Below are 17,632 nucleotides of genomic sequence, written 5' to 3'. Positions count from 1 at the left end.
CGGTGGTTCTCACAGGGGAGAAACACCATGAAGGCATTTGCTTTGGCGGCCGCAGTTGCGGCCCTGTGTGTTCCTGTAACCAGCGTTTCCGCCCAGGAGGTCAAGGCCGAGCGGATGACCGACGTCACCTGGCACTCGATCGAGATGGTCAAATTCCATTCCGGCAAGCGCGAACGGGCGATGGAGATCGTCGAGAAATATTTCGCGGCGGCCGATCGCGACCTCGGCGGCGGAGGGGTCATCGACCTCCACATGCAAACCGGGCCTTGGGATGCGGTCGTCGTCTTTCCGATGCGCGGCGGCCCGGGTGACATGAGCTGGGCGACGTCGCCCGACGAGGTCCGCTGGATGAACGCGCTGGCCAAGCGGGCGGGCGGTCCGGCCCAGGCCAAGGCGTTGCTGGCCGAATGGGATTCGCTGGTAGCAAGGTCGGAAAACCACGTCGCCCATCGCCATCCCAAATGGTGACATTGAAATGACGGGTCGGGAACGGCATAGGCGAAACGCCTGTCCGTTTCCGGAGCCGCCATGTTTTCCAAGATCCTGATCGCCAACCGCGGCGAAATCGCCTGCCGCGTCATCCGCACCGCGCGGAGAATGGGGATCAAGACGGTCGCGGTTTATTCCGACGCCGACGCGCGCGCCCCGCATGTGCGGCTGGCAGACGAGAGCGTTCGCCTTGGCCCCGCGCCGGCGGCGGAAAGCTACCTCAAGGCCGAGCTGATCATCGATGCGTGCAAGGCCACCGGCGCCGAAGCCGTGCATCCGGGCTATGGCTTCCTGTCGGAGCGCGAGAGCTTCGCCAAGGCGCTGGCCGACGCCGGAATCGCCTTCATCGGACCGCCGCCCCGCGCAATCGCGGCGATGGGCGACAAGATCGAATCGAAGAAGCTTGCCAAGCAGGCGGGCGTGTCGGTCGTGCCGGGCTACCTGGGTGAAATCGCCGACACCGACGAGGCGGTGAAGATCGCATCCGACATCGGCTATCCGGTGATGATGAAGGCGTCGGCGGGCGGCGGCGGCAAGGGCATGCGGCTTGCCTATAGTGAGCAGGATATTCGCGAAGGCTTCGAGGCGACCAAGCGCGAAGGCCTGTCGAGCTTCGGCGACGACCGCGTGTTCATCGAGAAATTCATCGAGGACCCGCGCCACATCGAAATTCAGGTGCTGGGTGACCAGCATGGCACGATTCTCTACCTCGGCGAGCGCGAATGCTCGATCCAGCGGCGTCACCAGAAGGTGATCGAGGAAGCGCCGTCGCCGTTCGTCACGCCCGAGATGCGGAAAGCGATGGGCGAGCAGGCGGTCGCGCTGGCGGCGGCGGTCGGATACTATTCGGCGGGGACGGTCGAACTGATCGTCGGCGCCGACCGCAGCTTCTACTTTCTGGAAATGAACACGCGGCTTCAGGTCGAGCATCCTGTCACCGAAGAGATCACCGGCTTGGACCTCGTCGAGCAGATGATCCGCGTCGCTGCCGGCGAGAAACTGGCGTTCGGTCAGGACGATGTGAAATTGAACGGCTGGGCGATCGAAAGCCGAGTCTATGCCGAGGACCCTTATCGCGGCTTCCTGCCCAGCACCGGGCGCCTGACGACCTACAGGCCGCCCGAAGCGTCGAGCGACGAGGATGCGCGCATTCGTGTCGACGACGGCGTGACCGAGGGCGGCGAGGTCAGCATGTTCTACGATCCCATGATCGCCAAGCTGATCAGCTGGGCGCCGACGCGCGAAGGCGCGATCGACGCGCAGGTCGAGGCGCTCGACGCGTTCCAGATCAACGGCCTGTCGGACAACATCGATTTTCTGTCCGCGCTTCTCCAGCATCCGCGCTTCCGCGCCGGCGCGCTGACCACCGGCTTCATCGCCGAGGAATATCCCGACGGCTTCCACGGTGCGCCCGCCGACGACGAATTGCTGACCGACCTTGCCGCGCTGGCCGCGATCGTTGAGTTGACCCACGACACGCGCGCCGCGCTGATCGACGGGCAATTGGGCGAACCGGTCTTCCCCGAGGAGACCCAAATCGTCCGGATTGCGGGCCGCGATTACGAAGCGACGGTGACGCCCTATGACGAAGGCAACCTCGTCAGTATCGACGATGGCGAGGAAATCGACGTCGTCGGCGACTGGGCGCCGGGCGATCCGCTGCTGGTCGCCAGCATGGACGGCCGCAAGCGCGTGGTGCAAGTCGCGCGCAAGGGTCGCGACTGGTTGTTGACCACGCGCGGTGCCGCGCATCGCGTATCGGTGATGGCGCCGCATATCGCAGACCTCACCCGCCACATGATCGAAAAGGTGCCGCCCGACCTGTCGCGCTTCCTGCTGGCACCGATGCCGGGCCTGCTGACGCGGCTGGAAGTCGCGGCGGGCGACAAGGTCGAGCCCGGACAGCCGGTCGCGGTGGTCGAAGCGATGAAAATGGAGAATATTCTTCGCGCGACCAAGGCGAGCACGGTGAAGTCGGTATCGGCAGGCGTCGGTGAAAGCCTTGCCGTCGACCAGGTCATCGTCGAGTTCGAATAGCATGGCCGACCTGCTGCCTGTCATCGAAACGCTCGAAAACCGCTGGATGCGGGCGTGGGTGGGCGGCGACACACGCGCCCTGAAGTCGCTCACCTCGCGCAATTTCCGGATGGTATTCGCGACCAAGCCGAGCATGATCCTGGATTCGAACAGCTGGATCGAAGCGGCGCGGACGCGCATCTTCTGCTCATCCTATCGCTTCGGCGACATCTATGTCCGCAAGGTGGGCGGGATGGCAGTATTCGCGACGCGGATGGAGCTTGAAGCGACGATCGACGACCATCAATTGTCGGGCGAAGTCTGGGTTACCGACCTGTGGCAGAAATCCACCGTTACCCGCGGGTGGCGGATGATGGAGCGGCTGCTCTCGCGGCCGGAGAGCGACGAGAAAATCCCCGCGCTGGTGCGGCCCCTGCAACTCTGGCGCCGCTGACGGACGATGGGGAAGGGCGCTGCCCCTCCCCATGCCCCGGATCAGAACTGGAAGCCGACCCCGGCGTTCGCTCCGACCTTTTCGCTGCTGTCGTAGGTCAGGCCGACCTTGAAGATCGACTGGCCGTTCGCGGTACGGTGCGAAGCGCCGATCGCCATCGCGCTGCGCCCGCGATAGGTGCCGACGCCGCCGGCCACCATCGTGCGCCCGGCGTCCATTGCCTGGGGCATGCCCGCCGCCGCAAGCGCAGCCGCCGACCCGGCCCGTGCATCGCGACGAGCGCCGCGAAGGTCGAAGTCGAGCGCCTCGATCCGCGAGTCGGTGTAGGCATTGGCGATGTTGACCGCATTACCGGTGGCGGCATTCAGCTGACCGACGTTGACGCCGTCGGTGTTGGCCGTGCCCGCCGCCACGTTGCGCAGCGTGACCGGTACCGCGCCGCCCGGCGCCAGCGTTACGCTGGTGCGCGCCGCATTGTCATACTGGACGCTGTTCTGGCCAAGCGCGAGCGCAGTGTTGGCCGTCCCCTGCGCGGTGACGACCGCCTGGTTTGTGGCGAACAGTTGCGACCCGTTGACCGCATCGGTCGACGTCGCATTGAGCGCGCCCGGTGCCAGGCCGGTGATGGTCACCGGCGCCGCCGCGTTGCCGCCCTGAAGGACGACGGTGTTGGTGCGGTTGCCGCCGGCGTCGGTTTGATACTGGACCGCATTCACCGCCGTCAGCGCCAGTCCATAAATCTGGCCGCCATTGACTGCATCGGTCGACCCGGCGGCGATGACACCGTTGGCGACGTTGTGGAGGCCGACCGGACCCGGCGCCGCGCCGACCAGTGTGACGTCGTTGGTCGGAACACCGCCATTGGGCACGGTGGGGGATCCCGGATTGCTGTATTGCACCGGCCCGATGGCGCCATTGGCGATGGCGATCGACAGGTCGGTGATTGCCGTGTTGGTGGCATCGACCTGCACTGTCAGGTTGGTGATCGCGGTCGTGTTGCCGCCGACCTGCGTCTGCAGGTTGGTGATCGCGGTGGTGTTGCCGGCGACCTGCGTCTGGATTCCGTCGACCTGCGTCTGAACGGCATTCAGCTGCGAGCCATTCACGGCGTCGGTCGAGGTTGCGGTAACCGCGCCGGCAAGCACGTTGGTGATCCGCGTCCCACCCGCACCGTCGAGCGTGATGACGGTCCGCGTCGCGTCGTCATACTCGACCGCATTAGCCGGAATGGCCGCCGCGACCGCGTTGAGTTGCGACAGGTTCACCGCATCGGTGCCCTGCGTTCCCGCAGCGACGTTCGTGATGATCCGTTCGCCGCCGGGCGCACCGACCGATATGGTATTGGCGCGGGTTGCGGTCGATCCGGCACCCAGTGCAACGCTGTTCGCGGCAGTGGCGTTCGCGCCGTCGCCGAACGCGATCGATCCGACCGCGCCCGCTCCGACAACCGCGTCAGGTCCGATCGCGATCGATCCGAGTGCGGTAGCAGCGGTCGACGCGCGGTTGCCTAGTGCGATCGAGTCGATCTCACCCGCGACGGCTTCCTGGCCCGTGGCGCCAAGACCGGTGATGCGGTTGCCGCCGATGGCGATGCCGGCGGGGTTGTCGAGCGTGAAGCTGTCGGCGGCCGCATCGCACTGGCTGCTGGGGCCGACGAGGGTGCCATCGCTTGCAATCGTCTGGAGCGTGATCGGCTGACCCGCCGCGGCATTTGCCAACAGCGTCGTCACATCGACGCTGAGGTTCGTAGGAAGTCCGACCAGACCGAGCGGCGCCAGGCGAAGCACGCCGAGCGTCGAGTTCAGGTTGGTTTCAATCGGCGCGTAGATGCCGAGAACGACGTCGTCGATGATCTCCGTCACCGTCGAGCGCGGCAGGCTCACGCCCGAGCAGACACTGACGATGGACGAGGGAGCGGGAGGAAGCAGTTGAGCCTGGGCAGGCGTTGAAAGGATAGTCGTCGAGGCGATGGCCGCAATGGCCGAAAGACGTCCGATGGGCCCGACCTACCGGCCGCGCGAAATACCGTTGAAGAAGTTGCCGGCTTCGGACGAAACTACTTGGCGATGACGATACATGCTGCTTCTCCTCATTGAAGGAAACGGATTAACTTATCCTTCAATGTTGGGCGTCAACCGGTAAACGCCGCGTTGGTATGCAGTTGAACCATCAGCATGCTCCCGATGTCCGCGCTCCTCTATGTTCCGTCCGCCCCCAAGATGGTCGTCGCGCAAGTGGGAACGCTCCGCGGCTGGAGGATCAGGGCGAAGGACTTTCACCGTATCCTGTCGGCGTCGAAGGAATCGAGGGTGCTGGTTCGAAAGTCCGGTTCCGCCTTCGTCACGCAGCTGGCGTCGAACATCCTGACCGTCGAGCAGAACTCGGTCGCGGCCCGGCTCGCCCGCTGGCTGCTGATGTGTCACGACCGGATCGAGGGCGACAGCATCATGGTGACGCACGATACGCTTGCACAGATGGCCGGCGCGCACCGGCCGACCGCGACCAACGTCCTCCACCAGATGCGCAGCGACGGCATGGTCGACACGTCGCGCGGCTGCGTGACGATCTGCGACCGCGCGGCGCTCCGGGTCCTTGCCGACGGCTCCTACGGCCAGTCGGAGGAATATTGGCAGCAACACATCGGGCGCTTCGGCAAGGACCGCCCGGTCGGCGACAGCGAGGATTTCAGGGAAGCGGCGCCGGCGAAGGTCGGCTTCGGTTAGCGCTGCCGAAGCTCCACGCGACGAAGCTTCCCCGTCGCGGTCTTGGGAAGAGAGTCGACGAACTCGATCTCGCGCGGATATTTGTAGGGGGCGATGCGCTCTTTCACGAAAGCCTTGAGTCCGTCGGTCAATTCCACGCTGGGCTCGGCAAAATCGGCCAGCACGACGAACGCCTTCACCTTTTGCCCGCGCTCCACGCAGGGGACGCCAATCACCGCGCACTCGGCCACGGCGGGGTGGCCGAGGAGTGCATTCTCGACCTCTGGCGCGCCGATGTTGTAGCCGGAGCTGACGATCATGTCGTCGGACCGGGCACGGTACCAGAAATAGCCGTCGGCATCTTTCTCGTAAGTGTCTCCTGTGACGTTCCATCCATTCTGGACGTAATCGGCCTGCCGCTCGTCATCGAGGTAGCGGCACCCGGTCGGGCCGCGAACCGCGAGGCGGCCTTCGCCGGCTGCCAGCTCGTTGCCGTCGGGGTCGAGGATGGTCGCGGTGTAGCCGGGGACGGCTTGGCCGGTGGCCCCGGGCTGGATCGCGTCGCCGCTTGCCGCGATGAAGATGTGCATCATCTCGGTCGATCCGATGCCGTCGACGATGGCGATGCCGGTACGATCCTTCCACGCCTGCCATGTCGCCGAGGGAAGGTGCTCGCCGGCGCTGACGCAGGTCGTGAGCGAAGCCAGCGCGGCGTCGAGCGTTGGCTGGCCGAGCATCGCCTTGTAGGCGGTCGGAGCGGTGGCAAGGTGCGTGACCCCGTGCTTCGCGATGGCGTCGAGCATCGCGGGCGGGCTGGGTTGTTCGATCGTGGCGGTGGCCGCGCCTGCTCGAAGCGGGAACAGCAGCGTTGCACCCAACCCAAAGGTGAAGGCGATCGGCGCCGAGGTCATGACGATATCGCCGGGCTTCATCGCCAAATGCGTCGCCGCGAACGTGTCGCAGGGGCTCAGGATATCGCGATGAAAATGGACGCAGCCCTTCGGCGCGCCGGTCGTCCCGCTGGTGAAGGCGATCAGCGCGGGGTCATCCTGCGCGGTGTCGACCGGAGGCAGCGGCGTCAGCTTCGCGCAGCGCTCCTCGAGCGCGCCATGGCCATAGTCGCCGTCATATTTGACCAGATGCTTGACGTGCCGCGTCTGCTCCATCGCGTCGCGGAAGTCGCCGATGAAGCGACTGTCGACGATCGCATGGCTGATCTGCGCGCGGTCGATGACGGTCGCGATCTCGCCCGGTCGAAGCAGCGGCATCGTCGCCACGACGACTCCTCCGGCCTTAAGGACCCCGAGCCATGCCGCGAACATCGTATAGCCGTTCGGACCGCGCAGGAGCACGCGGTTGCCGGGGACCAGCCCTTCCTCGTCGACCAGCAGCCTCGCGATGCGGCCGCTGAAGTCTTCCAACTCTCGATAGGTCCAGCGCCCGTGATCGTTGACCACCGCGAGGGCGCCGGGCTCGCCCCCCTTGTGCAATTCGGCGGCGGCGTTGAGGCGGTCGGGATAGTCGAGCAGGTCGAAATGGGGCAGCTGCTCGGCGCCCGGCAAGCGATCGCGGACGAAGCTGTCGGTCATCATTCGGGCACCACCGCGGTCGCTTCGATCTCCACTTTCGCCGCACGCTCGACGAGCCGCACTACCTCGACCAGCGCCATCGCCGGATAGTGCGGGCCGATCACCGATTTCCATGCGGCGCCGATCTCCGCCAGGCTGGCAAGATATTCGTCGATCGAGGTGACGTAGCAGGTCAGCCGGGCGATGTTGCGCGCTTCCGCGCCGTCGCATTCGAGAATGGCGAGGATGTTGCGGAGGCACTGCTCGAACTGCCCGGCGAGTGTGTCCGACACGAACCGCTCCTCGGCGTCCCAGCCGACCACGCCGGCGGTGACGACGAACCGGCCGTGCGCCGCCATGCCATTCGAATAGCCCTTGGGCCTGGGCCAACCGGGGGGTAGCAGGGATTTCATGCGCGGCGCTCCTTGAGCAGGTCACGGGCGATGATCATTCGCTGCACCTCGCTCGCTCCCTCGTAGATCCTCAGCGCCCTGATCTCACGATAGAGCGATTCAACGGTCGCACCGACCGTGACCCCAAGACCGCCGTGCATTTGCACCGCCAAGTCGATGACGCGCCCCGCTTCCTCGGTGGCGTGAAGCTTGGCCATTGCGGCGGCACGGCGATTGTCCCCGGCGCCGCGATCCTGCGCCCAGCCCGCGCGTGCAATCAGCAGCGCCGATGCGTCGATCGCGGTGGCCATGTCGCCAAGCCGGTCCTGAGTCACCGCATTGTCCGCCAGCGTCGCGTTGCCGAGCTTGCGCATCGAGGCGAAGCGGACCGCTTCGTCCAGCGCCCGGCGCGCGAAACCGAGGGCGGCCGCGCCGACGGTCACCCGGAACAGGTTCAGCGTGCGCATCGCGATTCCGAAGCCGTCGCCCGATGTGCCGATCAACTCGCCGCGCACGCCATCGAAGCGAAGGCGCGCGAGCGGGTGGGGGGCGACCACCTCGATCCGTTCGGCGACGCTCAGGCCGGGGTCGTCGCCGCGGACGATGAACATGCTTAGGCCCCGCGCGCCCTCGGCCTCTCCGGTTCGAGCGATGACGGTGTAGAGATCGGCGATCCCGCCGTTGGAGATGTAGGTCTTCTCACCATCCAGCCGATAGCCGTTGCCGTCATGGCGCGCGGTCATGGCGACATTGGCGGCGTCGCTTCCGGTCTCGGGTTCGGTCATCGCGAAGGCCGCGATGGCACTGCCGTTGGCGACCTTGGGCAGCCACTCGGCCTTCTGCGCCTCATCGCCGGCAAGGCTGATCGCGCCCGATCCCAGTCCCTGCATCGCGAAGGCGAAGTCGGCCAGGCCCGAATGATAGGCGAGCGTGGCGCGGGCGATGGCAAGGCTGCGAACGTCGGGCGTGCGTTCGCCGCCGACGCACAGCGACAGAAAGTCGGCCTTGCCCAGTTCCGCGACCAATTCGCGGCAGGCGGCGTCGATGTCAGCGCCGTGTGGGAAGGCGCGGCCCTTGCACCACGCGTCGAGCCGTTCCGACAGCCCGCGGTGCGGCTCCTCGAAGAACGGCCAGTCGAGCCAGTCAGTCACCCTTGAACTCCGGCGTGCGACGGTCGGCGAAGGCGTCGTAGGCACGGGTGAAGTCGTTGGTGGCCATGCAGATCGCCTGCGCCTGCGCTTCCATCTCGATCGCAGTGTCGATCGCGACCGCCCATTCCATGTCGAGCTGCCGCTTGGTCATCGAATGCGCAAAGGCGGGGCCGCCGGCGATCGATTTTGCGGCTGCGACCGCTTCGGCGTGAACGTCGTCGACGATACGGCTGTAGAAGCCCCACCGCTCTCCTTCCTCGGCGCTCATGCTTCGGCCGGTGAACAGCAGCTCGGCGGCGCGGCCGTGCCCGATCAAGCGCGGCAGGATCGCGCAGGCGCCCATGTCGGCGCCGGCCAGTCCGACGCGGGTGAACAGGAAGGCGGTCTTCGCACTTGGCGAGGCAAAACGGATGTCGCTCGCCATCGCAAGGATCGCGCCCGCCCCAGCGCAGACGCCTTCGACCGCGGCGACGATTGGTTGGGGGCAGGCACGCATCGCGCGGACCAGGTCGCCGGTCATACGCGTAAAGGCGATCAATTCGGGCATCGCCATCTTGGTCAGCGGGCCGATGATTTCGTGCACGTCGCCGCCCGAGCAGAAATTGCCACCCGCGCCAGCGATCACGACCACGCGGACCTGCGGCGTGACGATGAGCGCGCGGAAGGTGTCGCGAAGCTCGGCATAGCTGTCAAACGTCAGCGGGTTCTTCTTCTCAGGCCGATCGAGGGTGATCGTCGCGACCCCGTCGACGAAGCGCCAACCAAAATGCTTGGGGGCAAAGGTTACGGGATCGAAGCTCATGCGCTGGTGCCGCCATCGATGGTGACGCAGGCGCCGTTGATCGACCGGCTGAGCGGATGGCACAGGTTAAGGATCGACGCCGCGACCTCGTCGGCAGTGACCAGCCGACCGTTGGCGTTGAGCGCCGCGAGCGCGCCGCGCGAATCGTCGACGCTGCGTTTGGTGACCCGGCTGATCCGCTCCGCGCTGTCGTCGACCATCGGCGTATCGACAAACGCCGGGCAGATGGCATTGACCGTCATAGGGCTCTTGGCGAATTCGAGCGCAAGGCTGCGCACAAGCCCCACCGCGCCATGCTTCGACGCGACGTAGGGCGCGGCATAGGCGCCGCCCTTAAGCCCCGCGACCGACGCCACCACGATCAACCGAGTGTCCTCGCCCGCCAGCAGGTCGGCGAGCGCCAGTTGCGCGCCGTCGAACACCGCGGTCAGGTTGGTGGCGATGATCGCGTCGAAGCTGGCGCGGCTGGTGCGCGCAAAGGGTGCGCTGTCGCCAATCCCGGCGTTGAGAACCACGAAATCGAACGTGCCGTTGGCCTCGCGCGCTGCGTCGAACGCGGCTTCCATCGCCGGTCGGTCGGTCATGTCGCAAGGAATGGCGCGGCCGCCGACTTCCTCCGCGACCGCCTTCAGCGGCGCCTCGCGGCGACCGAGCAGCGACAGCTTGGCGCCCTCCTTGGCCAGCATTCGCGCAGCGGCGGCGCCGATGCCGGTCCCGCCCCCGGTAATCAGCGCGTGGCGTCCCGTTGCCCAACCCATTCTCGCATCCCCTTTTGACGCGCAGCTTGGCCGAGCACGGGCAGCGAGGCAACCGGCAAGACCCGGCCTGCAAAGGATGGTATGAGCGGGCGGTGTAGTGGCGTTAATCCTGGCGGGAGAGAACGGCATGAACCCCAACAAGGCACTGTGGGAGAAGGGCGACTTCACGCGAATCGCCGATTGCATGCGGCAGAGCGGAAGCGAACTGGTCGACCGGATCGGCGTAACGCCGGGCGAAAAGGTTCTCGACCTTGGCTGCGGCGACGGCACGACCGCGATCCCCGCGGCGGAACGAGGTGCCGATGTCACCGGAATCGACATCGCCGCGAACTTGGTCGAGGCGGGCAGGCGCCGGGCCGAAGCAGCAGGCCTTGTGAATATCCGTTTCGAGGAAGGCGACGCGAGCGATCTGGCGGGCGTCGAGGACGGTCGCTTCGATCACGTCGTTACCGTTTTCGGCGCGATGTTCGCCCCGCGACCCGACGATGTCGCGCGCGAAATGGTGCGGGTGACGCAGCCCGGCGGCACGATCGTCATGGGCAACTGGATCCCGGGAGACCCGACACTCGTGGCGCAAATTCTAAGGACCAGCGCGGCCTTCTCGCCGCCGCCGCCCGAAGGCTTCGTCAGTCCGATGCTGTGGGGACAGGAGGCCATCGTGCGCGAACGCTTCGCCGCCGCCGGCATTCCCGACGATCACATCACCTGCGAGCGCGACACCTTTACGTTCCGGCTGGACGAGCCGCCCTCTGCGCTGCTCGGGCGTTTCCTCGATTATTACGGCCCGACGATGAACGCGCTCGAGGCCGCCGAAAAGGATGGGCGCGCCGACCTGTATCGCGAGGAACTGGCGGCGCTCTTCAACGATCAGAACCAGGGCGGAGACGAACGGACCGAAATTCCCGCGGCGTTTCTGCGGGTGACGGTGCGCAAGCCCGAATGAGCGACAAGGCGGCTTGGCCGGGCGGGTCCGGCGTGGCAACAGGCGGGGCCAGCCTAAAGGAGCCATGATGAAGACCCGCGCCGCCGTTGCCTTCGAAGCCAAGAAGCCGCTCGAAATCGTCGAACTCGACCTTGAAGGACCCAAGGCCGGCGAAGTGCTGGTCGAGATCATGGCGACCGGCATTTGCCACACCGACGCCTACACGCTCGACGGGTTCGACAGCGAAGGCATCTTCCCCAGCGTGCTCGGCCACGAGGGCGCAGGCATCGTTCGCGAAGTCGGCGCCGGCGTCACCTCGGTCGTCCCGGGCGATCACGTCATCCCGCTGTACACGCCCGAATGCCGCCAATGTAAGTCGTGCCTCAGCGGCAAGACCAACCTGTGCACCGCGATCCGCGCAACGCAGGGCAAGGGCCTGATGCCCGACGGCACCACCCGCTTCTCCTACAAGGGGCAGCCGGTATTCCATTACATGGGCTGCTCGACCTTTTCGAACTTCACCGTCCTGCCCGAGATCGCTGTCGCGAAGATCGATCCAGCGGCCCCGTTCGACAAGGCCTGCTACATCGGCTGCGGCGTCACCACCGGCGTTGGCGCGGTGGTCAACACCGCCAAGGTCGCGCCGGGCGACAATGTCGTGGTGTTCGGGCTGGGCGGGATCGGCCTCAACGTCATCCAGGGCGCGCGGATGGCGGGTGCGGACCGCATCGTCGGGGTCGATATCAACGCCGACAAGGAGGAGTGGGGCCGCCGCTTCGGCATGACCGATTTCGTCAATCCGAAGTTGGTGCCCGACGTCGTCGCCAAGCTGGTCGAGTTGCTCGACGGCGGTGCCGACTACAGCTTCGACTGCACCGGCAACACCGACGTGATGCGGCAGGCGCTCGAATGCTGCCACCGCGGCTGGGGCACCAGCATCATCATCGGCGTCGCCGAAGCGGGCAAGGAAATCGCCACGCGCCCGTTTCAGCTGGTCACCGGCCGCAACTGGCGTGGCACCGCATTCGGCGGAGCGAAGGGGCGCACCGACGTGCCGAAAATCGTCGACTGGTATCTGAAGGGCAAGATCGAGATCGACCCGATGATCACGCACGTCCTGACGCTCGACGAGATCAACAAGGGGTTCGACCTGATGCACTCGGGTGAGAGCATCCGCAGCGTCGTCGTCTACTGATTCAACGATAAGGAGAGGGTGCCATGTACAGTCACATGATGGTCGGATCGAACGACCTCGAACGATCGAAGAAATTCTACGACGGCCTGTTCGAAAAGGAAGGTCGCCAGGACGACAAGGGCCGTTTGTCCTACGGCCGCAAGGGCAGCGTGTTCATGGTCACCAACCCGATCGACGGCGGTGTGGCTACCCATGGCAACGGCTCGACGATCGGCTTCCACTTCGACACGCCCGAGGAAGTCGATGCCTGGCACCAGCGCGGCATCGCCGCCGGCGGCACCGCGATCGAGGACCCGCCCGGACTTCGGTCGAACGCGTTCGGATCGCTCTACCTCGCCTATCTGCGCGATCCCGACGGCAACAAGCTGTGCGGACTTCATCGCCCGCAGCAATGAGCATTGAGACCGTCAGCGAAGCGCTGAGCCATGGCGGGGTGCAGGGCGTCTATCGCCACGCCTCCGCCGTGACCGGCACTGACATGACCTTTTCGGTGTTCGTGCCGTCCCAGCCCGAAAACGGCGAGCCGATGCCGGTGCTTTGGTATCTGTCGGGGCTGACCTGCACCCACGCCAACGTTACCGACAAGGGCGAGTATCGCGCGGCCTGTGCGGAAGCGGGGATCATCTTCGTCGCGCCCGACACGAGCCCGCGCGGCGACGGCGTTCCCGACGATCCCGAAGGCGCGTGGGACTTCGGCCTGGGTGCGGGCTTCTACGTCGATGCGACTCAGGAGCCATGGGCAGCCAACTATCGCATGTGGTCTTACGTCACGCAGGAACTGCCCGCGCTGGTCGCTGATCACTTCCCGATCGACCCAGCGCGGCAGGCGATCACCGGCCATTCGATGGGCGGCCACGGCGCGCTAACGGTGGCGCTGCGCCATCCCGACCGGTTCCGCAGTGTATCGGCCTTTGCGCCGATCGTCGCGCCGGGCCAGGTGCCGTGGGGGGAAAAGGCACTATCGAACTATCTGGGGCCGGTCCGCAACGATTGGCGCTCGCACGATGCGGTCGCGTTGATCGAGGACGGCGCACGCTTCCCGGAAATCCTCGTCGATGTCGGCGAGGCCGATCCGTTTCTCGAGCGCGAGCTAAAGCCGGAGCTATTGGAAGCGGCATGCCGCAAAGCGGGGATCGACCTGACCTTGCGCTGCCATGCGGGCTACGACCACAGCTATTATTTCATCTCGACCTTCATGGCCGATCACGTTCGCTGGCACGCGGAGCGGCTGCGGCGATGAAGGCTGAGAAATTTGTCACCAAAATCTCGTCATGCCCCCGGCATGACGGGTTTTTGGTGACCCCTACGGGAATCGAACCCGTGTTTCAGCCGTGAAAGGGCCGCGTCCTAACCGCTAGACGAAGGGGCCACGTTAGTGGTGCGCCGCGCGGTTAGGCGATGGGCGCGCAGGGGTCAAGCCGGTGCGGCGTCGTCGAGGTGCATTTCTGCGGCATTGCCCCCGTTCCACTCGTCGCGCTTGATCGATCCGGCCAGCCACCAGCGCTGGTCGGGAGACGATGACAGGAGCGCCTGGCCCAGCGGGGTGTCGGCGGCGCGGAAGGCGATCAGCTTGAACGACTTGCCGTCATCGCCGACTGCAATCGCGCGAACATGGCCGTTGCCGACGATGCCAGTGCGCATCAGTCGCGCCGGTCCAGCGGCAACACGTGGCGATGGCCAGCCCGCGCCGTACGGCCCCCCGGCATCGAGCGCGTCACACAAATTGCCGGCGACGCCGCCGGGGGCAAGCAGCGCGTCCAACTGAAGCGAGCGATTCGCCCGAGCCACCTCGACGTCGGCGGCGATGCGCTGGACCAGATAATCGCGGAGCGCAGCAATTCCGCCCGGGGCGACGGTCAGTCCCGCCGCCATCGCATGGCCACCGCCCGCGACGAGCAATCCCTCGTCTTTGGCGGCCAGCACCGCCGCGCCAAGGTCGACGCCGGGAATCGATCGGCCCGACCCTTTGCCGATACCCCTGTCTTCCTCGGCAATGACCAGTGCAGGGCGATCGAACCGTTCCTTCAGACGGCTGGCGACGATGCCGATAACTCCGGGGTGCCAACCCGCGCCCGACACCAGCACGATCGGCTGGTCGGCCTGCGCTTCGGCGGCCTGCGTCGCCTGGTCGAGTACGACCATCTCGATCGCTCGGCGCTCCTCATTGAGCCGGTCGAGCTCGGCAGCGATTTCCCGCGCTTCCTCGGGCTCGGTGGCGGTGAGCAGGCGGACCCCAAGGTCGGATTTGCCGACGCGACCGCCGGCGTTGATCCGGGGGCCGAGTGCAAAGCCGAGGTCGCGGCTGGTCGGTGCCTTCACCAGCCGCGCCGCCTCGGCCAGCGCGGCGAGGCCGATGTTCCGACGCTGGCCCATGACCTTGAGGCCCTGGGTCACGAAGGCGCGGTTGAGCGTGCGCAGCTTGGCGACGTCGGCGACGGTGCCAAGCGCGACGATGTCGAGCAGGTCGATGATCTTGGGTTCGGGCACGTCGCCGACGAAGCGGCCGCGGCGGCGAAGCTCGCGAAGGAGTGCGACACCGAGCAGGAAGGCCATGCCGACGGCGGCAAGGTGCCCGTGCGCGGCCCCGGTCTCGCTTTCGTCAAGGCGGTTCGGATTGATGACCGAATGCGCGGTCGGCAGGCGGGCGGCGCACTGGTGGTGGTCGCACACGATGACTTCCAGGCCGGCTGCCGCGGCTTGGTCGAGCGCATCGAACGCCTGCGCGCCGCAATCGACCGTGACGATCAGCGATGCCCCGCGCGCTTTCAGTTCGACCAGCGCCGCGCCGGATGGGCCGTAGCCCTCCATCAGGCGGTCGGGGATGTAGACCATCGGATCGTTGCCGAGCCGGCGAAGGAGCAGCATCAACAATGCCGATGAGGTCGCGCCATCGACGTCATAGTCGCCGAAGATCGCGATTTTCTCCCCGGCCTCGACCGCGTCGGCGATCCGCACCGCGGCCTGGTCCATGTCGGCGAAGACCGACGGGTCAGGCAGAAATTCGCGCAGGGTCGGCGCGCGGTGGCGGGGAAGGTCGGATTCCTCGACGCCGCGCGCGAGCAGCAACTGGTCGGTCAGGTCGCGGCCAAGCTCGTCGCCGCCCGCACGGCGCCAGCGCCAGGGACGGCCCGACAGGCCGGCGGACACGCCGCAGACGAACGCCTCGCTCATGCCTTGGCCAGCAGTCGATGGCGAAGCTCGATGGCACCGCTGCGGGGGAGTGAGGGAATCTCATGGCCCGAAAAGCCGCCGCCGCCCGCGACACCCAATCGCAGGGTGCAGAAGCCGAACAGGCGCGACCAGCCGCTCTCGGCGATGTCGACGCTCTGGATCTTGCGCAAGGGAAGGATCCGCCGCCGCTGCTGCCACCATCCGGTTTCGACGAACAGGACGCCGTCCGACAAGGAGAAGCGCGTCCGGCGCCATTCGAGCCAGCGAACGAGGATCGCGATGCCGGCGCCGAGGATGGCGATGAGAATGAGGGGCTGGAGCAGGATCGCCGCGACGACCGCGACGGCGATCGCAGGCGCCATCATCACCGCAAAGGCCGTGACGTGCGCGCTCGATACTCGGTGCCAAAGCCCTTCGGCCGGGGCGATCGGCCAGTCGAGCGAGTGAAGCACTTCGCTGGCCTCTTCTTCACGCGCCAGGGGGGCGACGACATGGTCGCCCTTGCCGCCGTCCATGGCGAGGCTTTGCAGTTTGAGGACGCGCCAGCCGAAGCGGCGGCGGATCGGGCCGGTCGCGAGGATCGCCGCCTGCACTCGCCGCGCCGGAATCGTGACGTCGGTGAGCGTCAGCAAGCCACGACGCCGCCGGAGACCGTTGACGGTGCGATCGAGCCTGAAGCCATGCTCGCGAAGGACGGTGCGGATCGTGCCCGTCGCGACTCCCAGCGCAATGAGCAGGATGGCGCCGCCGATGATCGCCACGATCTGATGCGCCATGATCACGTCGCGCAGTGGTCCCGCGCGGTCGGCGACCATCAGCCAGAAAGTGCGCTTGAACGGGTCGAACCCCAGCACGTCGCCAAAGGTCTGGGTGACACCGAACAGGCCGGCCAGCACCGCCAGCGAGAAGTTGAACAGGCCTGCGGTCAGCACGCGCTTGCTGTCCATCGCAAAGACCGGCGATTCGACCTCGGCCGGAACCTCGGCCAGTACGGCGGTCGGCGATACGGCGTGGCCCCTGCGGCGCGCGCGGATGAAGTCGCGCAGCGCCTCCGCTCGCTCGAGCGAAATGGTGTCGAGAACCCCGTCCTCGGCCGCCGCGCCGGCCGATGCGCCGGTTTCGAACCGGACGCGGGCAAGCCCGAACAGGCGGTGGACGGGACCTTGCTCCAGGTCGACGTCGGTGACCCGGTCGAACGGAATTGCGCGGCTGGTGCGCGAGAGAAGGCCGCTGTCGATCCGCAGTTCGTCGGCGCCGACGCGATACTCAAGTCTGCGCCACCTCAGGTACAGCGCGATCAGTGAATAGAGCGGCATCCCGACGGCCAAGGCGAGGACGGTCCACCAATAGCCTTGCGCCGCCAGCACGGCGCCGCCCGCGATCATGCCCCACGCGCCCTTGAATGCCTTGCCAAGCCCGGTCAGCAGGAACAGCGGATGGAGCCGCTCGGGCGGCCCGAGCGCGGCGCGGTCGACGGGAAGGGCGGCGGCTTCGCTCACTCGGCGTCGCTACGGATATCGGCGCGGATGTCGTCGCGAATGTCGGCGGCGCGGGTCGGCGACAGGCCGGGCAGGGTGACGATGCTGTTGTGCGTGCCGGCGGTGTGAACCACCAGGCTGGCGGTGCCGAACAGCTTGTCCATCGGCCCGCGCTTCACGTCGATGTGCTGGACCCGAACGAACGGGACAACGGTGTCGACATGGAACAGCCATCCGCGAACCACGCGAAGCAGCCCGCCGTCGATGGCATAGCCAAGCCGGCGATAGACCCGGTTGGGTGCAATGGTGATCCCGCTGAGCCCGATCAGTCCAATGACGACGGGGAGGATGTCCGCCGACGCGAACTCCTCCAGCGCCGTCAGCCGGACGGCGAGCGCACCGACGAAGATCGGCACCCAGAACAACGCGGCGCGGGTGCGCAGCACGTTGCGATAAGCAGGCTCGACCGGGTGGAGCGCACCGGCGACGGGGTCAACTGTCATGCGCGCATAGTACAGTGCGTCCGCCGTCCCG

At 66.6% G+C, this 17,632-nt stretch carries 17 protein-coding genes and 1 tRNA gene; 8 read left to right on the top strand and 10 right to left on the bottom strand.

Going from position 1 to position 17,632, the window contains the following annotated elements; translation table 11 throughout:
• Nucleotides 1-27 precede the first annotated feature (27 nt).
• Genes SH584_RS05760 through SH584_RS05750 form a run of 3 tightly spaced genes read left to right on the top strand, consistent with a single transcriptional unit; the run spans nucleotide 28 to nucleotide 2,959 of the window.
• On the top strand, nucleotides 28-468 hold the full coding sequence (locus SH584_RS05760; protein ID WP_324809275.1) for a hypothetical protein: 441 nt from the start codon (nucleotides 28-30) through the stop codon (nucleotides 466-468).
• Between the two features lie 60 nt (nucleotides 469-528).
• On the top strand, nucleotides 529-2,526 hold the full coding sequence (locus tag SH584_RS05755) for an acetyl/propionyl/methylcrotonyl-CoA carboxylase subunit alpha (protein WP_324809273.1): 1,998 nt from the start codon (nucleotides 529-531) through the stop codon (nucleotides 2,524-2,526).
• Nucleotide 2,527: 1 nt separating this feature from the next.
• Entirely contained in the window at nucleotides 2,528-2,959 is a 432-nt protein-coding gene (locus tag SH584_RS05750) for a nuclear transport factor 2 family protein (protein ID WP_322842134.1), read from the top strand.
• Between the two features lie 41 nt (nucleotides 2,960-3,000).
• On the opposite strand, the gene SH584_RS05745 is transcribed toward SH584_RS05750, so the two are convergent.
• Nucleotides 3,001-4,842 carry a YadA family autotransporter adhesin gene (locus tag SH584_RS05745; RefSeq protein ID WP_324809271.1) on the bottom strand — a complete coding sequence of 614 codons (1,842 nt, stop codon included), beginning with the start codon at nucleotides 4,840-4,842 and terminating at the stop codon, nucleotides 3,001-3,003.
• Nucleotides 4,843-5,142: 300 nt separating this feature from the next.
• Between SH584_RS05745 and SH584_RS05740 the strand changes: the two genes are divergently transcribed.
• Entirely contained in the window at nucleotides 5,143-5,682 is a 540-nt protein-coding gene (locus SH584_RS05740) for a Crp/Fnr family transcriptional regulator (protein ID WP_324809269.1), read from the top strand.
• On the opposite strand, the gene SH584_RS05735 is transcribed toward SH584_RS05740, so the two are convergent.
• From SH584_RS05735 to SH584_RS05715, 5 genes are read right to left on the bottom strand one after another with little or no spacing between them, the layout of a single operon-like run.
• Complete coding sequence (locus SH584_RS05735; protein ID WP_324809268.1) at nucleotides 5,679-7,250, bottom strand: AMP-binding protein; 1,572 nt, start codon at nucleotides 7,248-7,250, stop codon at nucleotides 5,679-5,681. The two genes, SH584_RS05740 and SH584_RS05735, sit on opposite strands and share 4 nt — an antisense overlap.
• Nucleotides 7,250-7,642, bottom strand: coding sequence for a RidA family protein (locus tag SH584_RS05730; RefSeq protein WP_322842138.1), 393 nt, complete (start codon nucleotides 7,640-7,642; stop codon nucleotides 7,250-7,252). Before SH584_RS05730 ends, SH584_RS05735 begins: the two co-directional genes overlap by 1 nt.
• Nucleotides 7,639-8,772 (bottom strand): acyl-CoA dehydrogenase family protein, encoded by a 1,134-nt coding sequence (locus SH584_RS05725; protein ID WP_324809267.1) that lies wholly within the window; start codon nucleotides 8,770-8,772, stop codon nucleotides 7,639-7,641. The genes SH584_RS05730 and SH584_RS05725 overlap by 4 nt, the downstream gene beginning before the upstream one ends.
• The gene (locus SH584_RS05720; RefSeq protein WP_324809265.1) at nucleotides 8,765-9,574 is read right to left on the bottom strand and encodes an enoyl-CoA hydratase family protein; all 810 of its coding nucleotides are present in this window, start codon (nucleotides 9,572-9,574) and stop codon (nucleotides 8,765-8,767) included. Before SH584_RS05720 ends, SH584_RS05725 begins: the two co-directional genes overlap by 8 nt.
• Nucleotides 9,571-10,332 carry an SDR family NAD(P)-dependent oxidoreductase gene (locus SH584_RS05715; RefSeq protein ID WP_324809263.1) on the bottom strand — a complete coding sequence of 254 codons (762 nt, stop codon included), beginning with the start codon at nucleotides 10,330-10,332 and terminating at the stop codon, nucleotides 9,571-9,573. Before SH584_RS05715 ends, SH584_RS05720 begins: the two co-directional genes overlap by 4 nt.
• Nucleotides 10,333-10,459: 127 nt before the next feature.
• Between SH584_RS05715 and SH584_RS05710 the strand changes: the two genes are divergently transcribed.
• The 4 genes from SH584_RS05710 (at nucleotide 10,460) to fghA (ending at nucleotide 13,689) form a co-directional block, all read left to right on the top strand.
• Nucleotides 10,460-11,275, top strand: a complete 816-nt coding sequence (locus tag SH584_RS05710) for a class I SAM-dependent methyltransferase (protein ID WP_324809261.1) — start codon at nucleotides 10,460-10,462, stop codon at nucleotides 11,273-11,275.
• 67 nt (nucleotides 11,276-11,342) lie between these two features.
• Nucleotides 11,343-12,449, top strand: a complete 1,107-nt coding sequence (locus SH584_RS05705; RefSeq protein ID WP_324809490.1) for an S-(hydroxymethyl)glutathione dehydrogenase/class III alcohol dehydrogenase — start codon at nucleotides 11,343-11,345, stop codon at nucleotides 12,447-12,449.
• 23 nt (nucleotides 12,450-12,472) lie between these two features.
• Complete coding sequence (locus tag SH584_RS05700) at nucleotides 12,473-12,844, top strand: VOC family protein (RefSeq protein ID WP_324809259.1); 372 nt, start codon at nucleotides 12,473-12,475, stop codon at nucleotides 12,842-12,844.
• Nucleotides 12,841-13,689: an S-formylglutathione hydrolase gene (gene fghA / locus SH584_RS05695; protein ID WP_416385156.1), complete on the top strand. Its 849-nt coding sequence runs from the start codon at nucleotides 12,841-12,843 to the stop codon at nucleotides 13,687-13,689. The genes SH584_RS05700 and fghA overlap by 4 nt, the downstream gene beginning before the upstream one ends.
• Before the next feature lie 54 nt (nucleotides 13,690-13,743).
• Here fghA and SH584_RS05690 read toward each other — a convergent pair.
• The 4 genes from SH584_RS05690 to SH584_RS05675 form a co-directional block, all read right to left on the bottom strand.
• Nucleotides 13,744-13,818, bottom strand: a tRNA-Glu gene (locus tag SH584_RS05690).
• A 44-nt stretch (nucleotides 13,819-13,862) separates the two neighbouring features.
• Nucleotides 13,863-15,620, bottom strand: coding sequence for a single-stranded-DNA-specific exonuclease RecJ (recJ, locus tag SH584_RS05685; RefSeq protein ID WP_324809258.1), 1,758 nt, complete (start codon nucleotides 15,618-15,620; stop codon nucleotides 13,863-13,865).
• Nucleotides 15,617-17,119: a PH domain-containing protein gene (locus SH584_RS05680; RefSeq protein WP_324809256.1), complete on the bottom strand. Its 1,503-nt coding sequence runs from the start codon at nucleotides 17,117-17,119 to the stop codon at nucleotides 15,617-15,619. The genes recJ and SH584_RS05680 overlap by 4 nt, the downstream gene beginning before the upstream one ends.
• On the bottom strand, nucleotides 17,116-17,601 hold the full coding sequence (locus SH584_RS05675) for a PH domain-containing protein (RefSeq protein ID WP_324809255.1): 486 nt from the start codon (nucleotides 17,599-17,601) through the stop codon (nucleotides 17,116-17,118). The genes SH584_RS05680 and SH584_RS05675 overlap by 4 nt, the downstream gene beginning before the upstream one ends.
• Nucleotides 17,602-17,632: the final 31 nt, after the last annotated feature.

The organism is Sphingomonas sp. LY29, assembly GCF_035593985.1.
Classification (GTDB): Bacteria; Pseudomonadota; Alphaproteobacteria; order Sphingomonadales; family Sphingomonadaceae; genus Sphingomicrobium.
This window is presented reverse-complemented; position numbering and strand designations above follow the sequence as displayed.

Coding starts and splice junctions, on each gene's coding strand:
- SH584_RS05760 (WP_324809275.1), top strand. CDS start 28: ATGAAGGCATTTGCTTTGGCGGCCGCAGTTGCGGCCCTGTGTGTTCCT.
- SH584_RS05755 (WP_324809273.1), top strand. CDS start 529: ATGTTTTCCAAGATCCTGATCGCCAACCGCGGCGAAATCGCCTGCCGC.
- SH584_RS05750 (WP_322842134.1), top strand. CDS start 2,528: ATGGCCGACCTGCTGCCTGTCATCGAAACGCTCGAAAACCGCTGGATG.
- SH584_RS05740 (WP_324809269.1), top strand. CDS start 5,143: ATGTCCGCGCTCCTCTATGTTCCGTCCGCCCCCAAGATGGTCGTCGCG.
- SH584_RS05735 (WP_324809268.1), bottom strand. CDS start 7,250: ATGACCGACAGCTTCGTCCGCGATCGCTTGCCGGGCGCCGAGCAGCTG.
- SH584_RS05730 (WP_322842138.1), bottom strand. CDS start 7,642: ATGAAATCCCTGCTACCCCCCGGTTGGCCCAGGCCCAAGGGCTATTCG.
- SH584_RS05720 (WP_324809265.1), bottom strand. CDS start 9,574: ATGAGCTTCGATCCCGTAACCTTTGCCCCCAAGCATTTTGGTTGGCGC.
- SH584_RS05715 (WP_324809263.1), bottom strand. CDS start 10,332: ATGGGTTGGGCAACGGGACGCCACGCGCTGATTACCGGGGGCGGGACC.
- SH584_RS05710 (WP_324809261.1), top strand. CDS start 10,460: ATGAACCCCAACAAGGCACTGTGGGAGAAGGGCGACTTCACGCGAATC.
- SH584_RS05705 (WP_324809490.1), top strand. CDS start 11,343: ATGAAGACCCGCGCCGCCGTTGCCTTCGAAGCCAAGAAGCCGCTCGAA.
- SH584_RS05700 (WP_324809259.1), top strand. CDS start 12,473: ATGTACAGTCACATGATGGTCGGATCGAACGACCTCGAACGATCGAAG.
- fghA (WP_416385156.1), top strand. CDS start 12,841: ATGAGCATTGAGACCGTCAGCGAAGCGCTGAGCCATGGCGGGGTGCAG.
- recJ (WP_324809258.1), bottom strand. CDS start 15,620: ATGAGCGAGGCGTTCGTCTGCGGCGTGTCCGCCGGCCTGTCGGGCCGT.
- SH584_RS05675 (WP_324809255.1), bottom strand. CDS start 17,601: ATGACAGTTGACCCCGTCGCCGGTGCGCTCCACCCGGTCGAGCCTGCT.